The sequence below is a fragment of the Aeromicrobium sp. WCS2018Hpa-31 genome (genome assembly GCF_031843905.1).
Lineage (GTDB): Bacteria > Actinomycetota > Actinomycetes > Propionibacteriales > Nocardioidaceae > Aeromicrobium.
Genome location: NZ_JAVTJF010000013.1, coordinates 56,317 through 79,560 on the forward strand (window position 1 = coordinate 56,317; position 23,244 = coordinate 79,560).

Consider the following 23,244-nt stretch of genomic DNA (forward strand, 5'->3'; position numbering starts at 1 on the left):
GCTGGCGCTCGTGGAGGCACTCGACCACCGAAGGCTGGACCGCCGGGCGTGACCCGCGCTCGACCACCGAGTGCTGGACCGCCGGGCGTGACCCGCACTCGACCACCGAGTGGGGCGCGGGAAGGGGGTCAGTCGTTGCCGAAGAGGTCGCGGGTGTAGACCTTGTCGGCCACGTCGGCGAGCTCGTCGGTACGGCGGTTCACCACGATCACGTCGCTGCGGCGCTTGAACTCGTCAAGGTCGCGCAGGACCTCGGAGCCGAAGAAGGGCTCGTCGGGGAGCAGGGGCTCGAAGACGATCACCTCGGTGCCCTTGGCCTTCAGGCGCTTCATCACGCCTTGGATGCTGGAGGCGCGGAAGTTGTCCGAGCCGGCCTTCATGACCAGCCGGAAGATGCCCACCGTCCGCGGTCCGCGGCGCAGGATGTCCTCGGCCACGAAGTCCTTGCGGGTCGTGTTGGCGTCCACGATCGCGCCGATCAGGTTCTGCGGCACCGACTCGTAGTTGGCCCGCAGCTGCCGGGTGTCCTTCGGCAGGCAGTAGCCGCCGTATCCGAACGACGGGTTGTTGTAGTGGCTGCCGATGCGCGGATCGAGACCCACGCCCTCGATGATCTGTCGGGTGTCCAACCCGGTGAGCGCGGCGTACGTGTCCAGCTCGTTGAAGTACGCCACCCGCAGCGCCAGGTAGGTGTTGGCGAACAGCTTGATCGCCTCGGCCTCCGTGGAGCCGGTCAGCAGCACCGGCACGTCGTCGTCGAGGGCACCCTCGCGGAGCAGCTCGGCGAAGGCCTTGCCCTCGGCCGTCTCCGAGCCCACGACGATCCGCGACGGGTGCAGGTTGTCGTGGAGCGCGCGACCCTCCCGCAGGAACTCCGGCGAGAAGATGATGGTCCTGCCCGGGTGCTCGTCCCGGATGCGTGTCGTGAACCCCACCGGCACCGTCGACTTGATGACGACAGCCGCCGCGGGGTTCGCAGAGCCCGCCGCCGCGATGACGCTCTCCACCGAGCTGGTGTCGAAGAAGTTGGTCCGCGGGTCGTAGTCGGTGGGCGTGGCCACCACCACGAAGTCCGCGCCTGCGTAGGCCGCGTCGGCGTCCGTGGTGGCCGTGAGGTCCAGCGGCTTCTCCGCCAGATACTGCTGCAGCTCCACGTCGTCGATGGGCGAGGTGCGGGCGTTGATCTGTGCGACCTTCGCAGCGTCGACGTCGACCGCCACCACCTCGTGACGCTGCGCCAGGATGACGGCGTTCGAGAGTCCCACGTACCCCGTGCCGACCACTGCGATCTTCATAAGGGAAGCGTAGAGGGCCCAGGTGTCCGCGACGTGTCCGTCGGTCGCGCCACCATCCGCGACACGACACGTCGACGGGACCGAGTCGCTTCCTGGGACCGGCGGTGACCTTCGGTATGGTCTCCCTGCCCCCGCCGCTTCTATTCACCCCTGGAGGAGGCGGCGGGGGACATCACCTCCGCGCCGTGTCGGTCAGCCCTCGTCGGGCAGCAGCAAGTCGGTGCGTTGCGCGTAGCGGCTCAGCCGGTCCTGGACGAGGCGCACGTGGTCGTGCAGCCACACGGTGACCGCCGGGCCGAACATCGACGACGAGGCCGATGCGGAGTACCGCACGATCGTGCCGCGGCCGTCCGGCTCGAGCACGATGCGCTCGTTCACCACCGCCATGGGCGACGTGGTGCGCAGCCGGAGCTCCTCGGGCGGGTCGAGGTGCGTGACGACCACGGTGGCGTCGAGCTGGTCCGCGCCGTGCTGCAGCGAGCAGAGGTACGACTGTGCGCGAGCGAGGAGGTCGGAGTCGGTCGACGCGCACCGACTCACCGCGCTCCACTCGCCCAGCGTCTCCAGGCGCAGCAGGTTCGCCCACAGCTGTGAGCGCGTCTGTGGCGACGCGATCCTGTGCTCCTCGGCGATCATCCTTCGACGGTAGACACCGGTGGGCGCAACCGCATGCCGAGAAACCGCTGAGCAGCCTCTGCGCAGGTTCCTGAGATGCGCCACACGCCTGCAACACGGGACCGGCAGGATGGACCCATGAGCTCCGCCAACGTCCGCACGACCGAGCAGATCCTTGAGTCCGACCGCCGCGCCCCCGACGCCGCCCTGTTCGCCGGCGGTGTCGCCTCCGACGAGGAGCACGCCGCGCTGCGCGCGTCGGTGCGCCAGCTGACGACCCTGCTCGGCGAGGCCCTCACGCGGCACGAGGGGCCGGAGCTGCTGGACCTCGTGGAACGGGTGCGGCACCTCGCGCGCACCCCCGACAGCGGGCAGGGCGCCGCCGAGCTGCGGGCGGCGCTCGACGACCTGGAGCCCGAGCGCGCCGTGGTGCTCGCACGGGCGTTCGCCCTGTACTTCCAGCTGGTCAACATCACCGAGCAGCTGCACCGCTGGCAGGAGCTCACCATCGGCTCCGAGGGTCCGCTCGCCGGCACCTTCGGGCGCATCGAGGAGGCCCTGGCCGACGGCAGCGTCGACGCCGACCTTCTCACGTCGGTGCTGGCGCGCGTGGAGTACCGCCCGGTGTTCACCGCCCATCCGACCGAGGCCAGCCGACGCACCGTGCTGCGACTGCTGCGCAAGGTCGCCGAGGCGGTGCGCGAGCTCGAGGACCCCCGGCGTCCGGCGTCCGAGACCGCCACGGGCGAGCGTCGCCTGGCCGAGCTGATCGACCTGCTGTGGCAGACCGACGAGCTGCGCGTCGTGCGCCCGGAGCCGCAGGACGAGGCCCGCACCGCGGTGTACTACCTGCGCTCCATCGCCTCGGAGGTCGTGCCCGGCCTGCTCGACGAGCTCGACCGGCAGGCCGCCCGGGTGGGCGTCGAGCTGCCCGAGACGTCGCGACCGCTGCGCTTCGGCACGTGGGCCGGTGGCGACCGCGACGGCAACCCGAACGTCACGCCCGACGTCACCCTCGAGGTGCTGCACCTGCAGCACACGTCGGGGATCAGCGAGCTGGTGGCGATGGTCGACGAGCTGCTCACCGAGATGACCGCCTCCACCCGCATCGTCGAGGCCAGCGCCGAGCTGCTCGACAGCCTCGCCGAGGACGCCGAGGCCCTGCCGATCACGTGGAGCACCATCCGCCGGCTCAACGCCGACGAGCCCTACCGGCTCAAGCTCAGCTTCGTGCGCGTGCGCCTGCTGCGCACCCGTGACCGGCTCGTGAACGACACCCCGCACGAGCCCGGCCGCGACTACCTGTCCTTCGACGAGATGGTGCGCGACCTGGTGCTGGTGCGCCGGTCCATGCTCGCCGCCGGCGACGCGCTGACCGGCGACGGCGCCATCCGTCGGCTCATCCGCACCGCCGTGACGTTCGGAGCAGGGCTGGCGACCATGGACGTGCGTGAGCACTCCGCGAAGCACCACGCCGCCCTGGCCGACCTCTACGAGCGGCTCGGTGAGCCCGGGTACGGCGACCTCGAGCGACCGCAGCGGATCGAGCGGCTGCAGCAGGAGATGACGTCGGCCCGCCCGCTCCTCGGGGCGTCGGTCGACCGGGCCCGGCTGGGGGAGGCCGCGTCGGCGTCGCTCCGACTCATGGAGACCATCCGCGTCGCCCTCGACACCTACGGTCCCGAGGTGGTCGAGACGTACATCGTGTCGATGACCCACGACGTCGACGACCTCTTCGCCGTGGTCGTGCTGGCCCGTGAGGCCGGGCTCGTCGACCTGGTCGGAGGCGTCGACGGGGCGGCGGTGGCGCGCACCGGCTTCGCGCCGCTGTTCGAGACCGTGGCCGAGCTGGAGGCCGCCGGCCCCCTGCTCCAGGCGCTGCTCTCGGACCCGTCGTACCGGCGGATCGTCGCCGCGCGCGGCGACGTGCAGGAGATCATGCTCGGCTACTCCGACTCCTCGAAGGACGCGGGCATCGCGGCGTCGCAGTGGCAGATCCACCGGGCCCAGCGCGCCCTGCGCGACGTGGCCCGCGAGCACGGCGTGGTGCTGCGGCTCTTCCACGGCCGCGGCGGCTCGGTGGGCCGCGGTGGCGGACCCACGGCCGAGGCGATCATGAGCCAGCCCTACGGGTCGCTCGACGGACCGATCAAGATCACCGAGCAGGGCGAGGTCATCTCCGACAAGTACGCGCTGCCCGGCCTTGGTCGGCACAACCTCGAGGGGGCGCTCGCCGCCGTCATCGAGGCGTCGACGCTGCACCGCACGTCGCTGCTGCCGCAGGAGGTCCTCGACGGCTGGAACACGACGATGGACGTGGTCGCCGAGCAGGGGAAGGTCGCCTACCGGGCGCTCGTGCGCGACGACGCGCTCGTCCCGTTCTTCGTGGCCGCCACGCCCGTCGACGAGCTGGGCAAGATGAACATCGGCTCGCGCCCCGCCAAGCGCCCCGGCGGAGCCGGCGGCCTCGACGACCTGCGTGCCATCCCGTGGGTGTTCGGCTGGACGCAGTCGCGCATCATCCTGCCCGGCTGGTTCGGCGTCGGGTCCGGACTCGCGGCCGCCTTCGAGGACGGCCGCGGCGAGACGCTGCAGGAGATGTACGGGTCGTGGGCGTTCTTCCGCACGTTCCTGTCCAACGTGCAGATGACGCTGGCCAAGACCGACCTCGACATCGCCGCGTCCTACGTCGAGGCGCTCGTCCCCGACGACGCCCGACACCTGCTCGACGTCATCCGCGTCGAGCACGAGCGCACGGTCGAGCAGGTGCTGCGCGTGACGGGTCAGACGTCGCTGCTGGAGCAGGCGCCGGTGCTGCGCCGCACGCTCGAGCTGCGCGACCACTACCTGGCCCCGCTGCACGCCCTGCAGGTCTCGCTGCTCGGCAAGGCCCGCGCTGCCGAGTCGCCGTCGGCCGAGACCGAGCGCGCGCTGCTGCTCACCATCAACGGCATCGCCGCGGGCCTGCGCAACACCGGCTGACGCGCACGAGCCCCGAGGTCGTCGGCCGGAAGGGTCGGCCCGATTTCACCCGGGCGCACACCGTCCCGTATGCTCTACTCCGTCCTTCGGGACGTGCGCCCGTAGCTCAACGGATAGAGCATCTGACTACGGATCAGAAGGTTGGGAGTTCGAATCTCTCCGGGCGCACCACACATCGAATGAAGGCAGCACGCTCAGCAGTTCTGGCAGCTCCACGTAGGTGGTGGCGGTAATCGCCGCCAGCTCTCCTAGGGTCCACTCGTTGTCTCCGCGTCGCTTGCGCGAGAGGCTCGGCTGGCTCATGCCCCAGGCGGCAGCCGCCGCCGTCTGGCTCCAGCCCATGCGGAACATGAGCGTGGTCACGTTCTCCCCGACCTGCTGAACGAGCGGGTCGGGTCCCGGCGTGGTGTCGATCGTCATGGCAGCAGCATAGCCCCATCCGTGGGGAACCTATGCAAGAAAGTTGCGATCCTTCCGGCGTGTCGCCGTGGTGCGCTTCAAATCTGAATGGACTATCTGTCCATGAGTGAAAACGACATGGCTGTGATTCAGCCCACCGCAGTCGAGCGTCAGGACGCCCTCCTCGCCGCTCGTGAGGTCCTCCTCGTGAAGGCCGGCAAGTACGCCGAGCGCGCCCTGGACGCGTTCGACCTCATCACCCTCGCAGAGTTCATCCTCGGCGGCCACGACTCCGTCACCCTCTCGGCCGCCGAGTTCGAGAGGTCCGTCGAGGTCGTCCGAGAGCGCCTGTTTGACGCCACCGATGGCGCGCTCCACCTCGTGCGAGGTGAGGAGTGATGCGCCGGGTCGCTCGTTCCCGGGGAGGGTTCGAAGCCGAGGTCGAGCAGATCGTCCTCCACGTCATGGCGACGCGCCGCAAGGGCCGCCGTGAGGCCAAGCGCCTCGTTGGTCGACGCCTGACGCAGGAGACGCTCGCCAACTGGCGCGTTTACGGCATGTTCCCCGTGGGGTTCCGCAACGGCTCCAAGTCGACCCCCGCTCGCGTCCACCTGGACGGAGGGCGTGGGCGATGACGCGCCGCGAGGTCTACCTCATGTTCTCGATCCTCTTCATCATCCTCGGCAAGGTCTCGGACGGTGCGCTCTCGATGGCCGTCGCGGGGACCATGGGGCTCCTGTTCGGGCTCGTCGCGCTGTTCACGCGAGAGGACGAGCGCCGATGATGACCGCGTTGTTCGTCCTCCTCGGCCTCGTCCACCTGACGTTCGGGGTCGTGATCCTCGCGGCCGTGGCCGACGAGAAGGGGGAGCGCGCCGTCGCGCTGTCGGCGGTCGCCCTGGCGTTCGTCACGGCCTACGCGTTCCTCTCCACGGCGGGGTCCGTCTGATGGCGCGCGAGTACGACGAGGCCGACCGCATGGTGGCCCGGCTGGAGTACAAGCTCTGTCGCCAGCGCGTCGAGGACCTCGCCGACGTGTTCACCGAGGCGGAGCGGTGCCTCCTCGCCGCCACGGGGCGCCTGGACGACGCCCGGGCGCACCTGGAAGCCATGGGGGAGGTCCCCGCCGATGTGTAGCCGGTACTGCGGCCCTCCCCGCACGGTGTTCTCCGCCCTGGTGCTGCACACGCGGTTCCCGACCTGGCGGCGGGCCTACGTCACCGCGTTCGCGCGGTCGCGCTGGAGCGGCACCCATCACCGCGTGAGGCGCGTCGGGGACTGGTGGGTTGTCTCGTGATGCTCTACGCGTCCGATCCGGACTGGACGGGAGGGGGCGCGGCGTGCGTCGACTCGATCCACCTCCACGCCCCCTCTGAGGACATCACCGAGGCAGAGACGTCCGGGGACCGCCGCCGACGCGTGACGGCGGCCCTGGAGGTCTGCCAGCGGTGCCCCATGCTCCAGGACTGCGCCGCCTGGACCTTCCGAACACGCCCCGGGGGCACCGTCTCCGGTGGCCTCGACCTGACAGGACAGGAGGCCCCCGACGTGGCCGACACTGACGCTGACATCTACATGGCCCGCATCCGCGCACTGTGCGAGGAAGCCGGGATCACCCTCACCGACTACCAGACGTTCTACGTAGAGCAGATCATCCGGGGCGTCCCCGAGCGGTGGCAGTCCGGCGGCTCCAGGCCCCTCACGATGCGCGCGCAGTGTGAGTGGCTCCTCGGCCACACCAAGGTCGGGTTCCGCAAGGACCGCGCGGGCTAGTGCCCTGCGCGCCCCGCATGACGGGGTGCCGCGTCGACTGCCTCCACCGGCGCCTAGTCGAGGACTACCGCATCGCCCGGGCCAACGACGAGGCCCTCGCCGATGAGGCGTCCATCGGCTACGCCACCGAGTACGCCGAGTACGTCGCGGACCACCCGCTCATCACGTTCAAGGACTGGCTCACGGGCCACCGCCAGCGGCACGAGGAAGCCGCGTAACAGCCTGACCGGGACCGCCCGGCACCGAGGCCCACGACCTCGGCAGGCACGCCGCATTGTACGGACACCGTCCGGACGCCCCCCGGAGCATTGAACACAGGAGGGGCGCCCTGCGTCCGCGCAAGACGTCGCCTCTGTGCCCGTAGGTCATCACGGGTAGCCCGGCTCGCCACCGGGGCCGTCGCCCGTCAGAGGGGCATCCGCTCTATTTCGAGAGTGACGGTGTCACCGGGTGAAGGCAGGCCCGAACCGGAACAGCGTGGCAGCTGTAGTACCCCGCACTCACATCCCGGCCCTGGTCGTCCGAGTAATCCCCGGACGACGGTAACGACGCACGACTAAGCAATCCAATGCTGACGTGGTGGTGAGTTGCCTCGTGCGTAACGGGGTAACTCTGCCCCCGCCACGCTGCACCGCCGCCTCGGTGGTGGGGGACCGGCGCCGGGCGATAGCCCGGACACCTACCTCACATGTGAGGTACACCCACCACCACCGATGCACAACCACCCACCGCCCCGCAAGGACAACCGATGGCAACCCGCAGCTTCGAGAACACGGCAGCGTGGAAGCGCGCACGCAAGGCCACGATGGAGCGGGACGGACACAGGTGCGTGGCGTGCGGCAGCGAGGACGACCTCACCGTCGACCACATCATCCCCATCATCAAGGGCGGCGAGCCGACCGACGAGTCCAACCTCCGCACCCTGTGCAGACCCTGCAACCTCCGCAAGGGAACGAACGACGTCGTCCGCGTCAACTGGACCGATCCCGCGTGGACACACGTCTTCCGTTCTTAGGGGAGCCCCGAGAAGGGAGCGCCCCTGTCTCCGTTTTCAGATTTCCGGCCCGAAAAATCCCAGACCAGGACCAACCATGACCGACACCGACGACGACCTGACCTATGCCGGGGTCGTCCAGACCTATCTGGCAGAGGCCCGCTGGCTGACCCCCGCCGACGCCCCGCACAAGCTTCACCTCCGACGCATCGCAGCGTCGCTCGACGCCCAGTTCGGCGAGACGGGCCAGGTCCAGTCCGCTCTGGCGTCCACGTTCCACAAGGTCCTAGCGGAGCTGAACAAGCGTCGACCCGCACCCCCGCCCGACCCGCTGGCGGGCCAGATGCCCGGCCAGACCGACATCCTCTCTCCCGAGTTCGGCGCCTCGTGAGTGTCCTCGCGCCCGAGTTCACCGAGCGCGAGGCCGTGCCTATCGGTGACTGGCACCCGACCCGGTTCACCCCGAGCCTGTCCGGCGACGAGACGTTCCCCTCGGCGGGCGACCGCCTCCTCGCCGCCGTCGACGCCGGATACTTCCGCGCCGCTGGCGTCGCCCGGTTCACCCTCGACCCGTGGCAGCGATGGCTCATCCGCCACGTCCTGGAGAAGTACCCCGACGACTGGCCCGACGAGCGCCTGCGCGGGCAACTCCGGTTCCGCCAGGTCGTCATCAGCATGGGCCGCCAGAACGGCAAGTCCCTCATCGCCGCCCTGTTCGCCATGTGGGCCCTCACCATGCACGTCGGCGGGCCGTCGGTCGTCGGTTTCGCGTCCAGCGAGAAGCAAGCCAAGATCGTCTACAAGCGGCTCGGCTACGCCGTGCGCCGCAGCCCCGAACTCCGACGGCTCCTCAAGTACACCCTCACCCAGGGCATCACCCGCCACGACGGGTCCGGCGAGTACATCACCATCCCCGCCGACGAGGACGCAGCCCAGGGCATCCCGATCACGTTCGGCCTCGGCGATGAGCTGCACATCATCCCCCCCGGCCTGTGGGCCGCCATCGTCAACGGCCAGCGAGCGCAGGCGTCCTCCATCCTCGTCGGGATCACCACGGCGGGCGACGAGGACTCCGCCCTCCTCCTCAGCCTCTACGGCCAGGTCGACGCCGCCATCGACGGCAAGCATGAGCGCCTAGGCGGGTTCATCTGGGAGGCCCCCGAGGACGCCCGCCTGGACGACCCCGCCGCCGTCATCGCCGCCAACCCCTCCGTCGCGTGCGGACGGATCGACCTGTCCCAGGTCCTCGCTGACGCCGCCCTCCAGCCCGAGCCCGACCAGCGCCGCTACCTCCACAACCGGTTCATCTCCTCGACCAACGCGTGGCTACCGACGCACCTGTGGTCCGACGCGCCCGAGGACCGCGTCACGCCCGGGACCTCCGGTGTCGTGTTCACCGTCGAGCGCGCCCCCGACTGGTCCCACGGCAACATCACGGTCACCGTCAAGCGCGACGACGGCACCCTCGCCACGCAGCTCCTCCGGCAGATCGTCAAGCCCAACCACACCCGCCTCCTCCAGGCGTGCGAGGACCTCAGCGTCGGCCACCCCGACGCCACGTTCGCCATGGACGGCCTCAACCTCAAGTCCGTCGCCACCGCCCTCAAGGCCAAGGGCGCCACCGTTGTCACCCTCACCGGCGCCGACGTCGTCACCGCGCACTCGACCGCCTACGCGCTCATCGCGGCCGGGAAGGTCGCCCACGCTCACGACCCTCTCCTCGCCCTCCAGAACCGAGGCGCCCGCCGCAAGAACGTCGGCGAGGGTTGGCGCCTCTCCGCCGAGGACTCCACCACCCACATCGACGCCGTCCGCGCGATGATCTTCGGCCTCTACGTTGCCGACACCACCGAGCCCATCGGGCTCCAAGTGTTCTGACCTCGCGCGCGAGTATACGGAGGGCGTCCGGACCCTATCCGGAGCATTATCTCTGTGGGAATCAAGCAGATGTTCGGCCGCACGCCCGGCCGTCGTGACGGGGACTACCCCGACCCGTCCCCGGCTGAGGGACATCAGCCCACCGGCGTCACGCCCCCCGCCCGAGTTGCATCGCGCGCCCTGCCTCTCACGACCGCCGTTTCGCTCGTGCCGGTCTACAGGTCGTTGCAGATCCTCGCCACCGTCGCGGGCCAGTGCGTACTGGACGCCGAGCGTGACGGCCGTGAGATTGCTCGTCCCCCGCTCGTCGCGGCCCCGGACGTCAACCTCACGCCGTCGCGCTTCGTCAAGCGCTCCGTCGTCTCCCTCGCCGCGACCGGCAAGTGCTACTGGCGCAAGTACCGGTTCGCCGACGGAACCGTGGCCTCCTACGAGGTCCTCAACCCCCTCACCACCTACCCCGACTTCGACACGGCCGGGCGTCGGGTCTACCGCACCCAGGTCCGCCGCAACGGCCGCATGGAGACGCTGACGCTCCCCGCGTCCGAGGTCCGCCACCTCAAGCTCCTGGAGGTCCCCGGCTACGACGACGGCATCGGCCCCATCCAGGCCGGGCGCCTCTCCCTCGCCGGGGCGGCCGACCTCCGTGACTACGCCGCCAACTGGTTCCAGGACTCCGGCGTCCCCAACGGCGTCCTGTCCACCGATCAGCAGATCACGCCCACCATCGCGGACCAGATTCGCAAGATGTTCAAGAAGGGCGTCGAGAACCACAACGTCGCCGTCCTCGGCTACGGCACCACGTACTCGCCGATCATGCTCAAGCCCGAGGACGCCCAGTGGCTCCAGGCGCAGCAGTTCTCCGTCACAGACGTCGCCCGCCTGTTCGGCATCCCCGCGTCCTACCTCCTCGCCGCCGTCGAGGGATCGAACCTGACCTACCAGAACCTGGAGCAGGTCGACACCCAGTTCGCGCGGACCACCCTCATGGCCTACCTCAACGAGATTGAGGACGGCATCAGCGCCGACCTCCCAGGCCGCCAGTCCGCCAAGTTCAACCTCTCCGCGCTCCTGCGTCCCGACGCGTTCACCCGCGCCAAGATCGACGCCCTCTACATCGACAAGAAGGTCCTCAGCCCGGCCTACGTCGCAGAGCGCGAGAAGTTCCCCCTCCCGGAAGGAACCCCCGCCGATGTCTGACCTCCTCACCCGCGAATTCACTGTCCGCGCCACCGGCGCCCCCGAGTCCCGCGAGGTCACCGGCATCGCCGTGCCCTACGGCCAGATCATCCAGCGATACGACGCCGAGTACGGCACCGACTACGAGATGTTCGCGCCCGGCGCCGTCAAGAACCACCCCGACGGCGTCATGTATCTCTACGGCCACGCCGAGCCCATCGGCCTGGAGCTGGCCTCCGTCGACGTCGAGGGCGGCCACGAGGTCACAAACCGCATCAGCGACACCGCGCGGGGCCGCGAGGTCCACACCCTCCTCAAGGACCGCGTCCTCACCAAGCATTCCATCGGCTTCTACCCGGTCGAGGCGCACATCGAGAAGGTCCGCCTCGACCCCGCCGACGAGAACAGCCCCGAGGTCGACGTCCTCGTCCGAACCGAGGTCCTCAAGCGCGAGGTCTCCGTCGTCCCGTTCCCCGCCTACTCCAAGGCCGACATCACCGAGGTCCGCGACCGCGAGCCCGGCACCTCCCGAAAGGACACCCGCATGCCCGACGCCCCCGAGACCCTCACCCGCGCAGACCTCGCCGAGGTCACCGAGCACGTGACCAAGATCGAGCGCCAGATGGCCGTCCTCGCCGAGAGCGGCGGCGACGCCCGCGAGGACTCGCCCATCCTGGAGTACCGCAGCCACGGCGAGTTCCTCAAGGCCCTCGCCACCGGCGAGGCCCGCGACCACGTCGAGGCCCTCAACCGCGCGTTCGCCGACACCGGCAACGTCGTCGGCGACGTGTCCCCGGGCGTCCGGCCGACGTGGGTGGACCGCGACGTCAAGCTCGTGGAGACCCGCCGCCCCATCGTCAACCTGTTCAACCGCGACGCCCTCCCCGGCGAGGGCATGAGCATCACCTACCCGGTCTTCGACGCCAAGACGGGCGACGTGGCTCGGCAGTCCACCGAGGCCGCCGCGCTCAACCTCCTCAAGCTCAAGATCAAGAACGCCACGGCCAACGTCACCACCGAGGGCGGCGCCGCCGAGCTGAGCAAGCAGGTCATCGACCGCATGCCCGCGTCGTACCTGTCCAAGGTCCTCCAGATGATCAAGATCAGCTACGGCAAGAACACGAACAACATCGTCCGTGCCGCGCTCCTCGCCGTCCCGACCACCGGCACCGGCGCCTCCAATGCCGCCATCGACATCAGCGGCTTCGCCACCAAGGCCGCCGCCTACGTCGGCGCCATGATCGACGCCACCGACGCCATCGAGGAGAACAGCCTCGGCCTCGGCCTGGACTTCGTCCTCTGCAACAAGACGCAGTTCAAGAACCTCGCCACCCTCGTGGACCTGGACGAGCGCCTCCAGTTCTCCGTGGCGGGCACCCCCGGCTCCGCCGTCAACGCGGTCGGCTCCGTCAACGTCAAGGCCCTGTCCATCAACGTCGGCGGCGTCCCGTGGGTCCTCGACCCCGGCATGGCCGCCAACGCCAACGCCCGCGCATGCTCCGCCGAGGCCCTCACGGTCCTGGAGTCGCCCGGCGCGCCCTTCCAGCTCACCGACGAGAACGTCATCAACCTCACCGAGGCGTTCAGCATGTACGGCTACATCGCCACGACCGTGGACGACCCCAAGGGCATCGTCCCCATCAAGACGGCCGCCTGAGCAACGTGTCCGTCGAGGTCATCGGAACCCCTCTCGTCGGGGTCGAGCAGCTAGCCGCAGAGCTAGGGCTCGACCTCGGCGACGAGGCCGACGGTCCCAAGATCAAGCGGTCCTGGGCGGCAGCCGTGGCAGAACTCAACTTCCAGCTCAAGGACGCGTTCCGCCCCATCGAGGCCGGCGTCTTGGACTCCCTCCGGCTGGAGGTCGCCGCCGAGGAGTTTGCCCGCCTCGACCGGCCCTCCAGCGGCTCCCAGTACGTCGACATGGACGGCGGGCAGCCCGTCCGGGGTCCCCGGGACCCGCTGAACCGCGTGTACCCCATCCTCGACCGCTACCGGGTGGCCCTGTGACCAACCGTCTCACCGTCGCCCGCCGCGCCCTTGTGGCCGCCGTCGCCGCCACGGGTGCACCCACGGCGGAAGTCCTCCCGGTCAAGGTCAATTCGTCCACGCTCATCAGCTTCGCGCCCGCGTCGGACTACGTCGACCAGGCCGACACGTTCGGCGGTGACCTCAAGATGCGCGTCTACGCCTACGCCCTCGTCAAGCCCAAGAACGACCGGCACGACGCCGAGACCCTCGACGGCCTCCTCGTCGCGCTCCACGACGGCTCCCGGGCCTCCAGCCCGCCCTGGTTCATCGAGGCCGTGGACGAGCCCGACGTCCTCAAGTACGGCGAATGGGTCATGTACGGGACCCGCCTCACCCTCACCACCACCCTCTGACAGGAGACCCTATGACCACGTCGACCCGCATCTACGGCAACCACAACATCGTCCTCACCCTCAAGAAGTCCACCGGCACCGCCACCGGCTTCGGCGACGACTGCAAGGGCGTCCGCATCGGCGGCGAGGACAAGGACGCCGGAGACCTCACCTTCGCCGAGGTCGACGCCGGTTCCATCCAGGACCCCGTCCTCAAGCTCAAGTTCATCCAGTCCACCGCCTCCACGAGCCTGCACCAGTTCCTCCTGGACAACCAGGGCGCCCTGGTCGAGGCCGTGTACGCCCCCCACGGCAACGCCACCGCCTCCGCCACTCAGCCTCACTTCAAGGTGACCAACCTCAAGATCGAGGGCATTCCCGAGATCGGTGGCGACGTCAACAAGGAGGCCGTCGGCTACGAGTCCGAGGTCGAGCTGAAGGCCAAGGGCGGCACGCTCACCAAGGTCACGAGCTGACCTGATGGCGGGGGCACGCGTCACCGGCCTACGGGAAACCGTCCGGGCACTGGAGAAGTACGGCGCCGAGGCGTCAGACCTCAAGGACGCGTTCTCCGCCATCTCCAGCCTTGTCCACCGCAAGGCAGCCAACCGCGTCCGGCGCGCCACCGGCGCCCTCGCCGCCAGCATCCGACCCAGCCGCACCAAGAACAAGGCCGTCCTCAAGGCCGGAGGCGCACGCCTCCCCTACGCCGTCGTCCAGCACTGGGACCCCCAGCGCGGCAACCAGTACCTGTCCGTCCCCGCCGACGAGTCCGTACCCGAGGCACTCGACCTCATCGCAGCCGAACTCCGCGCCATCGCACGCGGCCTCGGCTTCACCACCTAGGAGGAAACATGACCACCCAGCCCATCACCCCCGAGGCCCCGGCCACCGAGCCCGAGCCCGTCACCCCCCGCCACATCGCCCCGTCGGCTCCCGAGGTCCCGGACCCGGCACCGCAGGCCCCCGAGGACGTCGTACCCGCCCGCACCATCGCCGACGTCATCGCCGCCTGCGACGAGTTCACCGCCCTGGAGTGGCTCGCCGTCGTCCGCGAACTCGACATGCCCTCGCACTCCATCCAGGGAGACGTGGCCCTCGCCGCCCTCGCAGTCGCCGTGGTCGAGGACGCCCGCGCGTCCGCGTTCTGGCGCTGGGACAAGTACGGCAGCCTCTCCGCCACCAAGCTCCTGACCGCCCTCGGCGTCGACCTGGAGGCGGCACAGACGGCCGTCCAGCGACCGCACCCCCACGCCGCGCCCAAAAGCGACGACGAGTAGGGCGCAGCGAGACGCGCAGCGCGTCGCCACCTACCGCATGGACCGCGCCCGGTTCTGCCTCGCCACCGGCATCCAGCCCTCGGAGTACGACCGGCTGACCCAGGCAGACCTCAACGCGTTCACGCAGCTCGTCAACGAACAGCAGCAAACCACCACCTGAGAGGACGCCCATGGCCGCCAGGCAGACCGTCGCCATCGCCCTCCTAGCCGACGCCGCAGGCGTCCGCAAGGGCACCGGCGAGGCGCAGGGCGCCGTCAGCCGCTTCGGCTCCGGCGCCATGGGCGTCCTCAAGAAGGTCGGCGTCGCCTACGCCGCGTTCAAGGGCGCGCAGCTCCTCAAGGACTCCGTCGTCGGCGCCATCGCCGCCGTCCGCGAGCAGGACGCCCTCCTCGGCCAGACCAAGGCCGTCCTCAAGTCCACCGGCAACGCCGCCGGAGTCTCGGCCGGGCAGATCGTCAAGATGAGCGACGCCATGGAGCGCAAGTCCATGGTCGACGCCGAGCAGGTCCAGAACGGCGCAAACGTCCTCCTCACGTTCACCAAGATTCGCAACGAGGCGGGCAAGGGTAACGACATCTTCAACCAGGGCACCCAAGCCGCCCTGGACATGTCGACCGCGCTCAAGACTGACATGAAGTCCTCGGCCATCCTCATGGGTAAGGCCCTGAACGACCCCATCAAGGGCGTCACCGCCCTGTCCAAGAGCGGCGTCGGGTTCACCCAGCAGCAGAAGGACCTCATCAAGTCGCTGGTCGAGTCCGGCGACACCCTCGGCGCGCAGAAGATCATCCTCAAGGAGGTCAATACCCAGTTCGCCGGGTCGGCCGCCGCTGCCGCCAAGGCCGACGGTGGCGTCAAGCGCCTCAAGGACATGTTCGACGGGTTCGTAGAGTCCGGTGTCCGCAAGGTCCTGCCGCTGTTCTACCGCGTCACCAGCTACGCCGCCGACACCCTCCCCGGCGCCCTCGGCAAGGTGTCCGCAGCGGGCGCCGCCATCTCCCCAGTGTTCGACGGCATCGGCAACGCCATCCGCCCCGTCCTGTCCTTCGTCGGGAACAACGTCGAGGTCGTCGGCACCTTCGTCGGCGTCATCGCCGGAGTTGCCGCCGTCACCCGGACGTGGGCCATCGCCCAGGGCATCCTCAACGCCGTCATGGCCGTCAACCCCGTGACGCTCGTGGTCCTCGGCGTGGCAGCCCTCGCCGCCGGACTCGTCTACGCGTACCGCCGCTCGCAGACCTTCCGCAACGTCGTCCAGGGCGCATTCTCCGCCATCCAGGCAGCGGCCGGAGTCCTCCGCTCCGTCGCCGGTGGGGCCATCCGAGCCGTAGGCGCCGGGTTCCGAGCCGTCGGGGCCATCATCCGAGGCGCCGTCTCCCTCTACACGCTCCCGTTCCGCCTGGTCGCCTCCGGCGCCCGAGCCATCTGGCCCGCCGTGCGCTCCGCCCTCGGCAACGTCTCCAGCGCTTTTCGTGGCCTGCCCGGCAAGATCAGAGGCGCCGTCTCCGGCGCCGGTGGTTGGCTCAAGAGCGCAGGCGGCGACGTCGTCCGAGGCTTTATCAGCGGCATCCGAGGTATGGCCGGATCGCTCGTGAGGGCCATCAAGTCCTACGTCATCGACAAGATTCCCGGCCCCGTGAAGAAGGCCCTTGGGATCGCATCCCCGTCCAAGGTGTTCCGCGCCATGGGCGGCGACACCGTCCAGGGATTCATCCTCGGCCTACGTGATCGTCGGGGCGCCCTCGCCACCGCCTCCGGCGCCATCGCGGGCGTGGTCGCCGCCACCCCGTTCAACCTGTCCGGCGCCGTGACCCTCCCCGGCAAGATCACCCGCGCCGTCGGCCAAGTCGTCAACTACATCACCCTCACCGTCCACCTGGACACCAACATGACAGAGGCCCAGCAGGGCGCAGCGCTTGCCAAGCTCATCCGCGCCGCCCGCTCCCAGGGCCTCCTGATCGGAGCCCCCCTGTGACCAAGTCCAGCGATGTAATCCGCCTCCAGGTTTTCATCCCCGGCAGGTCGTGGGTCAACGTCCTCGGCGACTCCACTACCCTCACGTTCGAGCGCGGCAACGAGCAGACGGACTCCGTCGACAAGCCCACCGTCGGGACCCTGGCCGCCGCTTTCCTCGGCGCGACCGGAGACCCCTCCCTCCCGGACCCAGTCGTTCGCCCCACGCGAGCGGCGGAGGTCCAGGCGATGGACGCCGGTGGCTCCTGGAACACGATCTGGAGCGGCAAGCTCGGCATCCCGAGCGCTTCCTACGACGACGCCGGACGAGTCGTCAGCGCTGTCGCTGCCACGGACGCCGTCAACCTCGTCTCGAACAACAAGCCCGCTGTCACCATGTACCGCACCGGGTCGTTTCGGCAACAGATCTTCGACGCCGTTTCGCGTCGGCCGGGCGGGCAGATCATCGACCCCAACGTTGGCTCATCCTCGGACGACATCACCCGGACGAACCTCGTGGACGCGGGCGACCAGACCATGCTGGCCCGCATTGGCGTCGTCCTCGACTCGTGGCCCCTGTGCGCTCTCTGGGCCAGCCGGTGGAACACCTACGGGTTCCGGGGGTTCGGGCAGACCACAGTCATCCCCACGGACGCTGTCCACACCTTCTCTGACAAGGCCGTCGACGTCGCCGCAGGCGCACTCTCCTACACGGCCATCGACCTCACGCACGACCTGGAGACGTTCCGCAACTCCCTCGCCGTCACCGAGCCCGTCGGCGACCTGAACCGCACCTGGAGCGAGCAGTCCCTCACGAGCGAGTGGGGACGCTCCGAGGGCGCAGCCACCATCGTCCCCGGCACAGCCACGGGCGGCTACACCGTCGCCCAGCGAGTCCGCGACATCTTCGCCACCAAGCCTGCCCCCGCGTTCCGCGTCAAGTCCATCAGCGTCGACATGCACAAGGCCCGCCAGCTCGTGACCAGCGTCCCCACGGACCTCCTCTACCAAACCCCCATCCGGATCAAACACACCCCGAGCGGTCACGACGCTGTCTACCGGATCATCCGCGAGTCCCACGCCGTCACCCCCGACTCGTGGCGCGCCACCTACACCCTCAAGCCCGTCGTCGCCGCGCGCACCGTCACCGCCAGCGTCGAGTCATGACCCCCGCCCGGGCCGTCGCCCTCCTCCTCGGCCGCCCGGGCGGGCACCCTTCCCCCTGAAAGGCGCCACGTGCATCCCTACACCGCCCTCGTCACCGCCCTCGGCTTTGAGCACTACATCACCCTCGGCGGCATCCTCGCGCCTCTCGTCACGGCGGTCTGCACGCTCCTCCTCGGCTGGTACCTCGACCAGCGCAGCAAGCGCACCGAGGCCGCCGCGCAGCTCGCCGCCGCCCGCTCCAAGCCCACCGGGAACGGCTTCGCCCAGGAGGTCCGCGCCGCCCTCGGCCGCATCGAGCGCGGTCAGCTCGACCACGGCGACCGCCTGACCCGTCTCGAGGACGCCGTCCTCACCCCCAGGAAGGACTGACATGCTCCCCGTCTCCAGCAAGCACCCCATCACCCTCGGCTACCGCCAGAAGGCCCGCTTCGACCCCAAGTACATCCACCGGGGCGTCGACTACGGCGTCCCCTCCGGCACCAAGGTCAACGCCACCATCGGCGGCAAGGTCGTCCACGCAGGACGCGGCGGCCTCGGCCCCGCATTCGGCATCCACGTCATCATCCTCACGGACGGCGTCTGGCACCTGTACGCCCACCTGAGCCGTGCCGACGTCAAGAAGAACCAGACCGTCCGCATCGGCGACCACATCGGCCTATCCGGCGCCACCGGCAACGTCACCGGCGCCCACCTCCACTACGCCGAGTTCACCAAGTACCACTACCAGTCCGACCGAACGCCCAGGTTCCTCACCGTCTCCGCCTCCAAGGGCCCCGTCGTCACCACGGCCGTCCAGAACATGGGCGGGAACAACGCCGTCCTCTCCAAGACGGGCAAGAGCCGCGCGACCGCCTACGCCGCCCACCGGCGCAACGTCCCCACAGACGTCCTCCTCACGCAGGAGGACACCGTCGCCTCCGGCATCCGGCCCACCCTGGACTCCAAGCTCAAGGGATTCATGACCCGTGTCGGGGGCGGCGAGGGCCGCTACGTCCGCATCGGAAAGCGACTGAAGCGCATCGCCGGAGGCATGATCACCGCCTCCAAGTCCACCTGGTACAAGGGCGACGACAAGCAGGCCGGGTGGGTCGTCTACGAGGTCGAGGGCGTCCGAGGCATGGACGTCTCGTTCCACCTGGAGTCCGAGTCCGGAACCCTCGCCGACTCCAAGCGCGTCGACCAGATGACCAGCATCATCGCCCAGGCCCGCACCCTCGCCAAGAGGTACGGCGTCCGCGACGAGAACGTCCTCTACGCCGGAGACACCAACAGCGAGGCCCTCGTCGCCCGCGTCCTCGCCCCCATGGGCCTGCGCAACGTCGCCAAGGGCACCAAGTACGAGAACGTCGCCACGTTCATCCCCTCCCGCAAGCGCCTCGACTACGGGTTCTCCTCCGGGGACGCCGTCATGGAGTCCATCGGCGGCCCCGAGCTGTCTGACCACAAGGGCCTCCGCATCCGCCGCACCCTCACCCGCTGAAAGGAACCCGCCATGCGTCACCGTCTCCCTCGTCCCACCCGTCTCGCTCCCGCGACCCGCCAGTACCTCTACCGCCTGTCCCTCGCCGTCGTCGGCCTCCTCGTCGGCTACGGCGCCATCAGCGACGCCAAGAGCCTCCTGTGGGTCGCCCTCATCGCCCCCGCCCTCGGCCTCGCCGACGCCAACGTGGTGGGCCGCGAGGAGCACCCGTGAACTTCTACCCCGACGCCCCCACCCGGGCCGTCCGCATCCGCCCCGACGTCCTCGCCGTCGGCGGGACGCCGGGGCCGGTGCGGGTCACCATCCGCCCCGCCCTCGGCGACGCCCGCCGCATCATGCACGCCCCGACCGGCACCCCCATCACCGTCGAGTCCGTCGTCGTCCACGCCACCGACGAGCCCACCGAGGTCCAGGTCCTCGCCTCCGACGCCCTCGACCTCGTGGACGCCCAGGGCGGCATCATCGAGCGGTTCCCCTACGTCGCGGTCATCCAGGACGGCACCGACCCCGCCGCCCGCGTCGCCGCGACCGCCACCTTCTACGCCGACAGCGACCCCGAGCCCCTCGACGTCGACACCGTCCTCGGCTCCGGCCCACCGGCCCTGCCCGACGGCACCCCCGTCTACGACCAGGTCCTCGACCTCGTGGAGGACGCCCGCCGGTTCGCCCTCGCAGCCGATGAGGACGCCCTCGCGGCCGACACCCACCGCCAGAACGCCCAGGCCGCCGCCAGCTACGCCGACGGCCAGCGAGCCGCCGCCCAGGCCGCACGCGACCAGGCCGACGGCCACCGCCAGGCCGCCCAGGTCGCCCGCACGGGCGCCGAGGACGCACGCGCGGGAGCGCAGTCAGAGCGCGCCGCCGCCGAGGCCGCCAGGGCCGCCGTCCAGGCCCTCAGCTTCAACGGCACCGCCCTGGGAACGCAGGACCTCAATACCGTCGTCTCGCCCGGCATCTACATTCAGGGCACCCCCGCCAACGCCACCCTGGCTACTAACTACCCGTTTGCCTCGGCGCTCTGCATCCTGGAGGTCTACCGCCTCGGGGTCGGGTTCACCCTCCAGCGCATCACGCCCACCGGAGGCATCCTCTCCGCCGCCCGAGGCATCTGGCAGCGTCGCCAGAACGGCGGCACGTGGGACCCCTGGCGCTTCATCCCGTCGCAGCGCGTCGACCAGACCGCAGGTCGGGCCATCTACACCTGGGACGACCTCAACGGTCGAGACCAGCTCGTCTACGGGGACACCGGCCTACGGGACGTGTCCTCACTGCTCGTCAACGGTTGGGCACTGGGCTCGCTCGGGGTCGTCCTCATTCGCCGCGTCGGGGTCATGGTCTACCTGACGGCTTTCAACCTTGACTCGGCCAATGCGTCCGCCGCGGCCTATGCCAACCTCCCTGTCGGCTTCCGCCCGTCCACGATTTCGGTGATTCCGATCAAGGGGGTTGCGAGCGCGGGCGCCAACGCGCAGGACCTGAACGCCCTTGCGCGATGGAACGGGGAGCTTTCGGCGGGAATCACCACCCGCTCCGCGAGCGTGATCGTTTCGGGCGCCTGGATGACCGCAGACGCCTGGCCCACGACCCTCCCGGGCGCCGCCAATGGCGCTATCCCCAATCTCTGACAGGAGAACGAATCATGGCCCTCCCCGCCATCGAGAACTACGACGACGACAAGCTCAACGACCTCCTGAACGCGTGCATCAACGAGCAGGAGCGCCGCGCGAACCGCGACCGCATCCCGGCCCAGATCGAGGACCTGCGCCAGAAGTACCTGGAGGCCGGGGGCGACCCCACCGACCTCTAGTCGTTGTCCACGTGCCCGTACCGCATCTGCGCGGCTTGCTTCGTCACGCCCAACCCACGCCCGATGTAGGACCACGACTGACCGGCCCTCCGCTGGCCCCTCACGGCCTCCGTGATGGCCTCCTCCAGGGCGTACCGCAGGGTCAGGAAGTCCTGGAGGTCGACCTCGTCGGCGTCACCGATTCGCCGCCCTCCGGCCCGGATCATCCGACGCAGCATCCCGATGTACTCGTGATGCTCCCTCGTGCGTTTGGGCGTCAAGCCCGCCTTGACGGTCTGGCTCATGCGGCAGCCTCCACGGTGCGGCGTAGGGAGTCGTTCGGAATGGCGACGTAGGCCCTCGTGGTCGCCGGACTCGCGTGCCCGAGCAGGTCCTGCACGGTGAATGTGTCGCGGTCGACCGCGTACCAGCGGGTCGCCGCACGGTGGCGCAGCTTGTGCATGGTCCAGCCGTCCGGCAGGACGTTGCCCACGAGCGTCCCGACCCAGCGGGGTGACAGGTGCCCGTGATCGTCCCCGGGGAAGATGTAGCCCTTGGGTCGCGACCGCAGCTCGGCAGCGAGCCCACGGGGCAGCGGGACGACGCGCTCGCGCTGGCCCTTGCCGAGGACGCGCAGGCTCCACCCGTCGAGGTCCTGGACCAGGTCCCGAGTGTGGACCTGTGCGACCTCAGCGCGGCGCAGGCCGCACTCAGCCGCCAGGCGCAGCATGAGACGCTCGCGCTCGTCGGCTCGGGCCAGGGCGTAGCGGTACGCCTCGTCAGTCACCGGACGAGGGGACGGGGGCGACGGCTTGACGATGGGCAGCAATGCCCCCACGTCGAGCGTCGTGGCCCCGTGGGACGCGCCCCACCGGTAGAACCCCAACAGGGTGTTCCGGACGCTCCGCCGCGTCTCACGCGCCCACGACTGCGCCCCGAACCACGCCACTAGCGCGAGCGGGTCGACGTCCCACGGGCGAGCGTCCTCACCCACCGCCCGAGCGCACTGCCGTAGGTGCTGACGCCGCGTGGCGATCGTCCCCGGCGACGCTCCGCCGCTCTGGAGATAGGTCACGTACATGCTGATTGCGTTGTGCCAAGTCATACCCCCGACGGTGACCCGACTCATGACCCCTCGCAGGTCGGACCGGGACGTTCGTCCGGGTTCGTCCTGGACCGCTTGACCTCACGCAGGACCGACCGGCGAGACACGATCGGGACGATGCCCTGCGCCGTGTCCTCGACCTCGGGACCGGCGTGGTCTAGCCACGCCTGCGCCGCTTCCTGGTCTTTGAACACGAGGGCGGACTGCCCGCGCCCGTCGTCCACGATGAGGACAACCCGCAGCTCGGCCACTAGGCCACCCGCTCGCGGTACGCCGCCAGATCGACCACGACGTCGTCAGTCCATCGGTAGTCGCACGAGGCGCACACTTCGCCGGGGCAGGTCGGCTGGCCGTCGAGCGGGCACGTCCAACCCCGTTCGAAGCACGAGCCACACGCGGTGAAGTCGCTGACCTGGACAGACACCCAATCAGAAGGTTTGGGGTTCGAATCCCTACGGGCGCGCAGAGTGCAGTACCTGGCCACCCGGACAGACGAAGGCCCCCGGCGTCCTCGCGGCGACGGGGGTCTTCTTTCGCCGGACGCGCCGGTCGGCGCACGACCTCGGCCCCGACGACCTGTCACGGCGCCGCTCCCGGTCTAGGGTCGAACCATGCTGGACCACGTCTCGCTGCAGACCTCGGACGTCGAGCGCAGTGCGAGCTTCTACGTGCGCGTGTTCGCGGCGCTCGGTGTCGTCGAGGCGATGCGCGTCGGTCGGCCGGAGGGAACCGTCGTCGGTCTGTCCGGACCCGACGGATTCCCGCACCTGTGGCTCGGTCCTCTCGTCGACGCCGGTCACAGGCCCGTCCACCTGGCGCTCGCCGCTGCGACGACCGACGCCGTCGACGAGGTGCACCGAGCGGCCGTGGACGCGGGAGCCGAGATCCTCCACGAGCCACGCGTGTGGACGGAGTACCACCGCGGCTACTACGGCGTCTTCCTCCGCGACCTCGACGGCAACAACGTCGAGGCGGTCCACCACTCCTTCCCGTAGCAC

31 protein-coding genes and 1 tRNA gene are annotated in these 23,244 nt (G+C 69.8%); 28 read left to right on the forward strand and 4 right to left on the reverse strand.

What is annotated here, in order from left to right:
* Positions 1–128: 128 nt before the first annotated feature.
* A complete protein-coding gene (locus RQG84_RS16370; RefSeq protein WP_311210890.1) occupies positions 129–1,295 on the reverse strand; it encodes a nucleotide sugar dehydrogenase in 1,167 nt (388 codons plus the stop codon).
* Between the two features lie 192 nt (positions 1,296–1,487).
* Positions 1,488–1,931 (reverse strand): hypothetical protein, encoded by a 444-nt coding sequence (locus RQG84_RS16375; RefSeq protein ID WP_311210891.1) that lies wholly within the window; start codon positions 1,929–1,931, stop codon positions 1,488–1,490.
* Between the two features lie 117 nt (positions 1,932–2,048).
* On the opposite strand from RQG84_RS16375, the gene ppc reads away from it, so the two are divergent.
* The 27 genes from ppc to RQG84_RS16510 all read left to right on the forward strand — a co-directional run bounded on the left by ppc (position 2,049) and on the right by RQG84_RS16510 (position 21,162).
* Positions 2,049–4,892: a phosphoenolpyruvate carboxylase gene (gene ppc / locus RQG84_RS16380; RefSeq protein WP_311210892.1), complete on the forward strand. Its 2,844-nt coding sequence runs from the start codon at positions 2,049–2,051 to the stop codon at positions 4,890–4,892.
* A gap of 95 nt (positions 4,893–4,987) precedes the next feature.
* Positions 4,988–5,063, forward strand: a tRNA-Arg gene (locus tag RQG84_RS16385).
* 336 nt (positions 5,064–5,399) lie between these two features.
* Complete coding sequence (locus RQG84_RS16390) at positions 5,400–5,690, forward strand: hypothetical protein (protein WP_311210893.1); 291 nt, start codon at positions 5,400–5,402, stop codon at positions 5,688–5,690.
* On the forward strand, positions 5,690–5,926 hold the full coding sequence (locus RQG84_RS16395) for a hypothetical protein (protein WP_311210894.1): 237 nt from the start codon (positions 5,690–5,692) through the stop codon (positions 5,924–5,926). The genes RQG84_RS16390 and RQG84_RS16395 overlap by 1 nt, the downstream gene beginning before the upstream one ends.
* Positions 5,923–6,075 (forward strand): hypothetical protein, encoded by a 153-nt coding sequence (locus RQG84_RS16400; protein WP_311210895.1) that lies wholly within the window; start codon positions 5,923–5,925, stop codon positions 6,073–6,075. Before RQG84_RS16395 ends, RQG84_RS16400 begins: the two co-directional genes overlap by 4 nt.
* On the forward strand, positions 6,072–6,239 hold the full coding sequence (locus tag RQG84_RS16405) for a hypothetical protein (RefSeq protein WP_311210896.1): 168 nt from the start codon (positions 6,072–6,074) through the stop codon (positions 6,237–6,239). The genes RQG84_RS16400 and RQG84_RS16405 overlap by 4 nt, the downstream gene beginning before the upstream one ends.
* Positions 6,239–6,427 (forward strand): hypothetical protein, encoded by a 189-nt coding sequence (locus RQG84_RS16410; RefSeq protein ID WP_311210897.1) that lies wholly within the window; start codon positions 6,239–6,241, stop codon positions 6,425–6,427. The genes RQG84_RS16405 and RQG84_RS16410 overlap by 1 nt, the downstream gene beginning before the upstream one ends.
* A 156-nt stretch (positions 6,428–6,583) precedes the next feature.
* Positions 6,584–7,063, forward strand: coding sequence for a WhiB family transcriptional regulator (locus RQG84_RS16415; protein ID WP_311210898.1), 480 nt, complete (start codon positions 6,584–6,586; stop codon positions 7,061–7,063).
* A gap of 17 nt (positions 7,064–7,080) precedes the next feature.
* Complete coding sequence (locus RQG84_RS16420) at positions 7,081–7,281, forward strand: hypothetical protein (protein ID WP_311210899.1); 201 nt, start codon at positions 7,081–7,083, stop codon at positions 7,279–7,281.
* Positions 7,282–7,811: 530 nt separating this feature from the next.
* Positions 7,812–8,078 (forward strand): HNH endonuclease, encoded by a 267-nt coding sequence (locus RQG84_RS16425; RefSeq protein ID WP_311210900.1) that lies wholly within the window; start codon positions 7,812–7,814, stop codon positions 8,076–8,078.
* Between the two features lie 76 nt (positions 8,079–8,154).
* Positions 8,155–8,448, forward strand: a complete 294-nt coding sequence (locus RQG84_RS16430) for a hypothetical protein (RefSeq protein ID WP_311210901.1) — start codon at positions 8,155–8,157, stop codon at positions 8,446–8,448.
* Entirely contained in the window at positions 8,445–9,935 is a 1,491-nt protein-coding gene (locus RQG84_RS16435) for a terminase large subunit domain-containing protein (RefSeq protein ID WP_311210902.1), read from the forward strand. The genes RQG84_RS16430 and RQG84_RS16435 overlap by 4 nt, the downstream gene beginning before the upstream one ends.
* Before the next feature lie 69 nt (positions 9,936–10,004).
* Positions 10,005–11,135, forward strand: a complete 1,131-nt coding sequence (locus RQG84_RS16440; protein WP_311210963.1) for a phage portal protein — start codon at positions 10,005–10,007, stop codon at positions 11,133–11,135.
* Positions 11,128–12,771, forward strand: a complete 1,644-nt coding sequence (locus RQG84_RS16445; protein ID WP_311210903.1) for an HK97 family phage prohead protease — start codon at positions 11,128–11,130, stop codon at positions 12,769–12,771. The genes RQG84_RS16440 and RQG84_RS16445 overlap by 8 nt, the downstream gene beginning before the upstream one ends.
* Before the next feature lie 5 nt (positions 12,772–12,776).
* Positions 12,777–13,121: a hypothetical protein gene (locus RQG84_RS16450; RefSeq protein ID WP_311210904.1), complete on the forward strand. Its 345-nt coding sequence runs from the start codon at positions 12,777–12,779 to the stop codon at positions 13,119–13,121.
* Complete coding sequence (locus RQG84_RS16455) at positions 13,118–13,495, forward strand: hypothetical protein (RefSeq protein ID WP_311210905.1); 378 nt, start codon at positions 13,118–13,120, stop codon at positions 13,493–13,495. The genes RQG84_RS16450 and RQG84_RS16455 overlap by 4 nt, the downstream gene beginning before the upstream one ends.
* 11 nt (positions 13,496–13,506) lie before the next feature.
* Entirely contained in the window at positions 13,507–13,950 is a 444-nt protein-coding gene (locus tag RQG84_RS16460) for a hypothetical protein (protein WP_311210906.1), read from the forward strand.
* Between the two features lie 4 nt (positions 13,951–13,954).
* Complete coding sequence (locus RQG84_RS16465; protein WP_311210907.1) at positions 13,955–14,320, forward strand: hypothetical protein; 366 nt, start codon at positions 13,955–13,957, stop codon at positions 14,318–14,320.
* A gap of 8 nt (positions 14,321–14,328) precedes the next feature.
* Positions 14,329–14,754 (forward strand): hypothetical protein, encoded by a 426-nt coding sequence (locus tag RQG84_RS16470; RefSeq protein WP_311210908.1) that lies wholly within the window; start codon positions 14,329–14,331, stop codon positions 14,752–14,754.
* A gap of 37 nt (positions 14,755–14,791) precedes the next feature.
* On the forward strand, positions 14,792–14,914 hold the full coding sequence (locus RQG84_RS16475; protein WP_311210909.1) for a hypothetical protein: 123 nt from the start codon (positions 14,792–14,794) through the stop codon (positions 14,912–14,914).
* Between the two features lie 10 nt (positions 14,915–14,924).
* Positions 14,925–16,730 (forward strand): hypothetical protein, encoded by a 1,806-nt coding sequence (locus tag RQG84_RS16480; RefSeq protein ID WP_311210910.1) that lies wholly within the window; start codon positions 14,925–14,927, stop codon positions 16,728–16,730.
* On the forward strand, positions 16,727–17,875 hold the full coding sequence (locus RQG84_RS16485; protein ID WP_311210911.1) for a hypothetical protein: 1,149 nt from the start codon (positions 16,727–16,729) through the stop codon (positions 17,873–17,875). Before RQG84_RS16480 ends, RQG84_RS16485 begins: the two co-directional genes overlap by 4 nt.
* A gap of 69 nt (positions 17,876–17,944) precedes the next feature.
* Entirely contained in the window at positions 17,945–18,244 is a 300-nt protein-coding gene (locus RQG84_RS16490; protein ID WP_311210912.1) for a hypothetical protein, read from the forward strand.
* Between the two features lies 1 nt (position 18,245).
* Entirely contained in the window at positions 18,246–19,355 is a 1,110-nt protein-coding gene (locus tag RQG84_RS16495; protein ID WP_311210913.1) for a M23 family metallopeptidase, read from the forward strand.
* 12 nt (positions 19,356–19,367) lie between these two features.
* Positions 19,368–19,568: a hypothetical protein gene (locus tag RQG84_RS16500; RefSeq protein WP_311210914.1), complete on the forward strand. Its 201-nt coding sequence runs from the start codon at positions 19,368–19,370 to the stop codon at positions 19,566–19,568.
* Entirely contained in the window at positions 19,565–20,980 is a 1,416-nt protein-coding gene (locus RQG84_RS16505; protein WP_311210915.1) for a pyocin knob domain-containing protein, read from the forward strand. Before RQG84_RS16500 ends, RQG84_RS16505 begins: the two co-directional genes overlap by 4 nt.
* A 14-nt stretch (positions 20,981–20,994) precedes the next feature.
* Positions 20,995–21,162: a hypothetical protein gene (locus tag RQG84_RS16510; protein ID WP_311210916.1), complete on the forward strand. Its 168-nt coding sequence runs from the start codon at positions 20,995–20,997 to the stop codon at positions 21,160–21,162.
* On the opposite strand, the gene RQG84_RS16515 is transcribed toward RQG84_RS16510, so the two are convergent.
* Together RQG84_RS16515 and RQG84_RS16520 are read right to left on the reverse strand one after the other, a co-directional pair.
* Entirely contained in the window at positions 21,159–21,446 is a 288-nt protein-coding gene (locus tag RQG84_RS16515) for a hypothetical protein (RefSeq protein ID WP_311210917.1), read from the reverse strand. The genes RQG84_RS16510 and RQG84_RS16515 overlap by 4 nt on opposite strands.
* Entirely contained in the window at positions 21,443–21,928 is a 486-nt protein-coding gene (locus RQG84_RS16520; RefSeq protein WP_311210918.1) for a site-specific integrase, read from the reverse strand. Before RQG84_RS16520 ends, RQG84_RS16515 begins: the two co-directional genes overlap by 4 nt.
* A 929-nt stretch (positions 21,929–22,857) precedes the next feature.
* On the opposite strand from RQG84_RS16520, the gene RQG84_RS16525 reads away from it, so the two are divergent.
* Entirely contained in the window at positions 22,858–23,241 is a 384-nt protein-coding gene (locus tag RQG84_RS16525) for a VOC family protein (protein ID WP_311210919.1), read from the forward strand.
* Positions 23,242–23,244 lie beyond the last annotated feature (3 nt).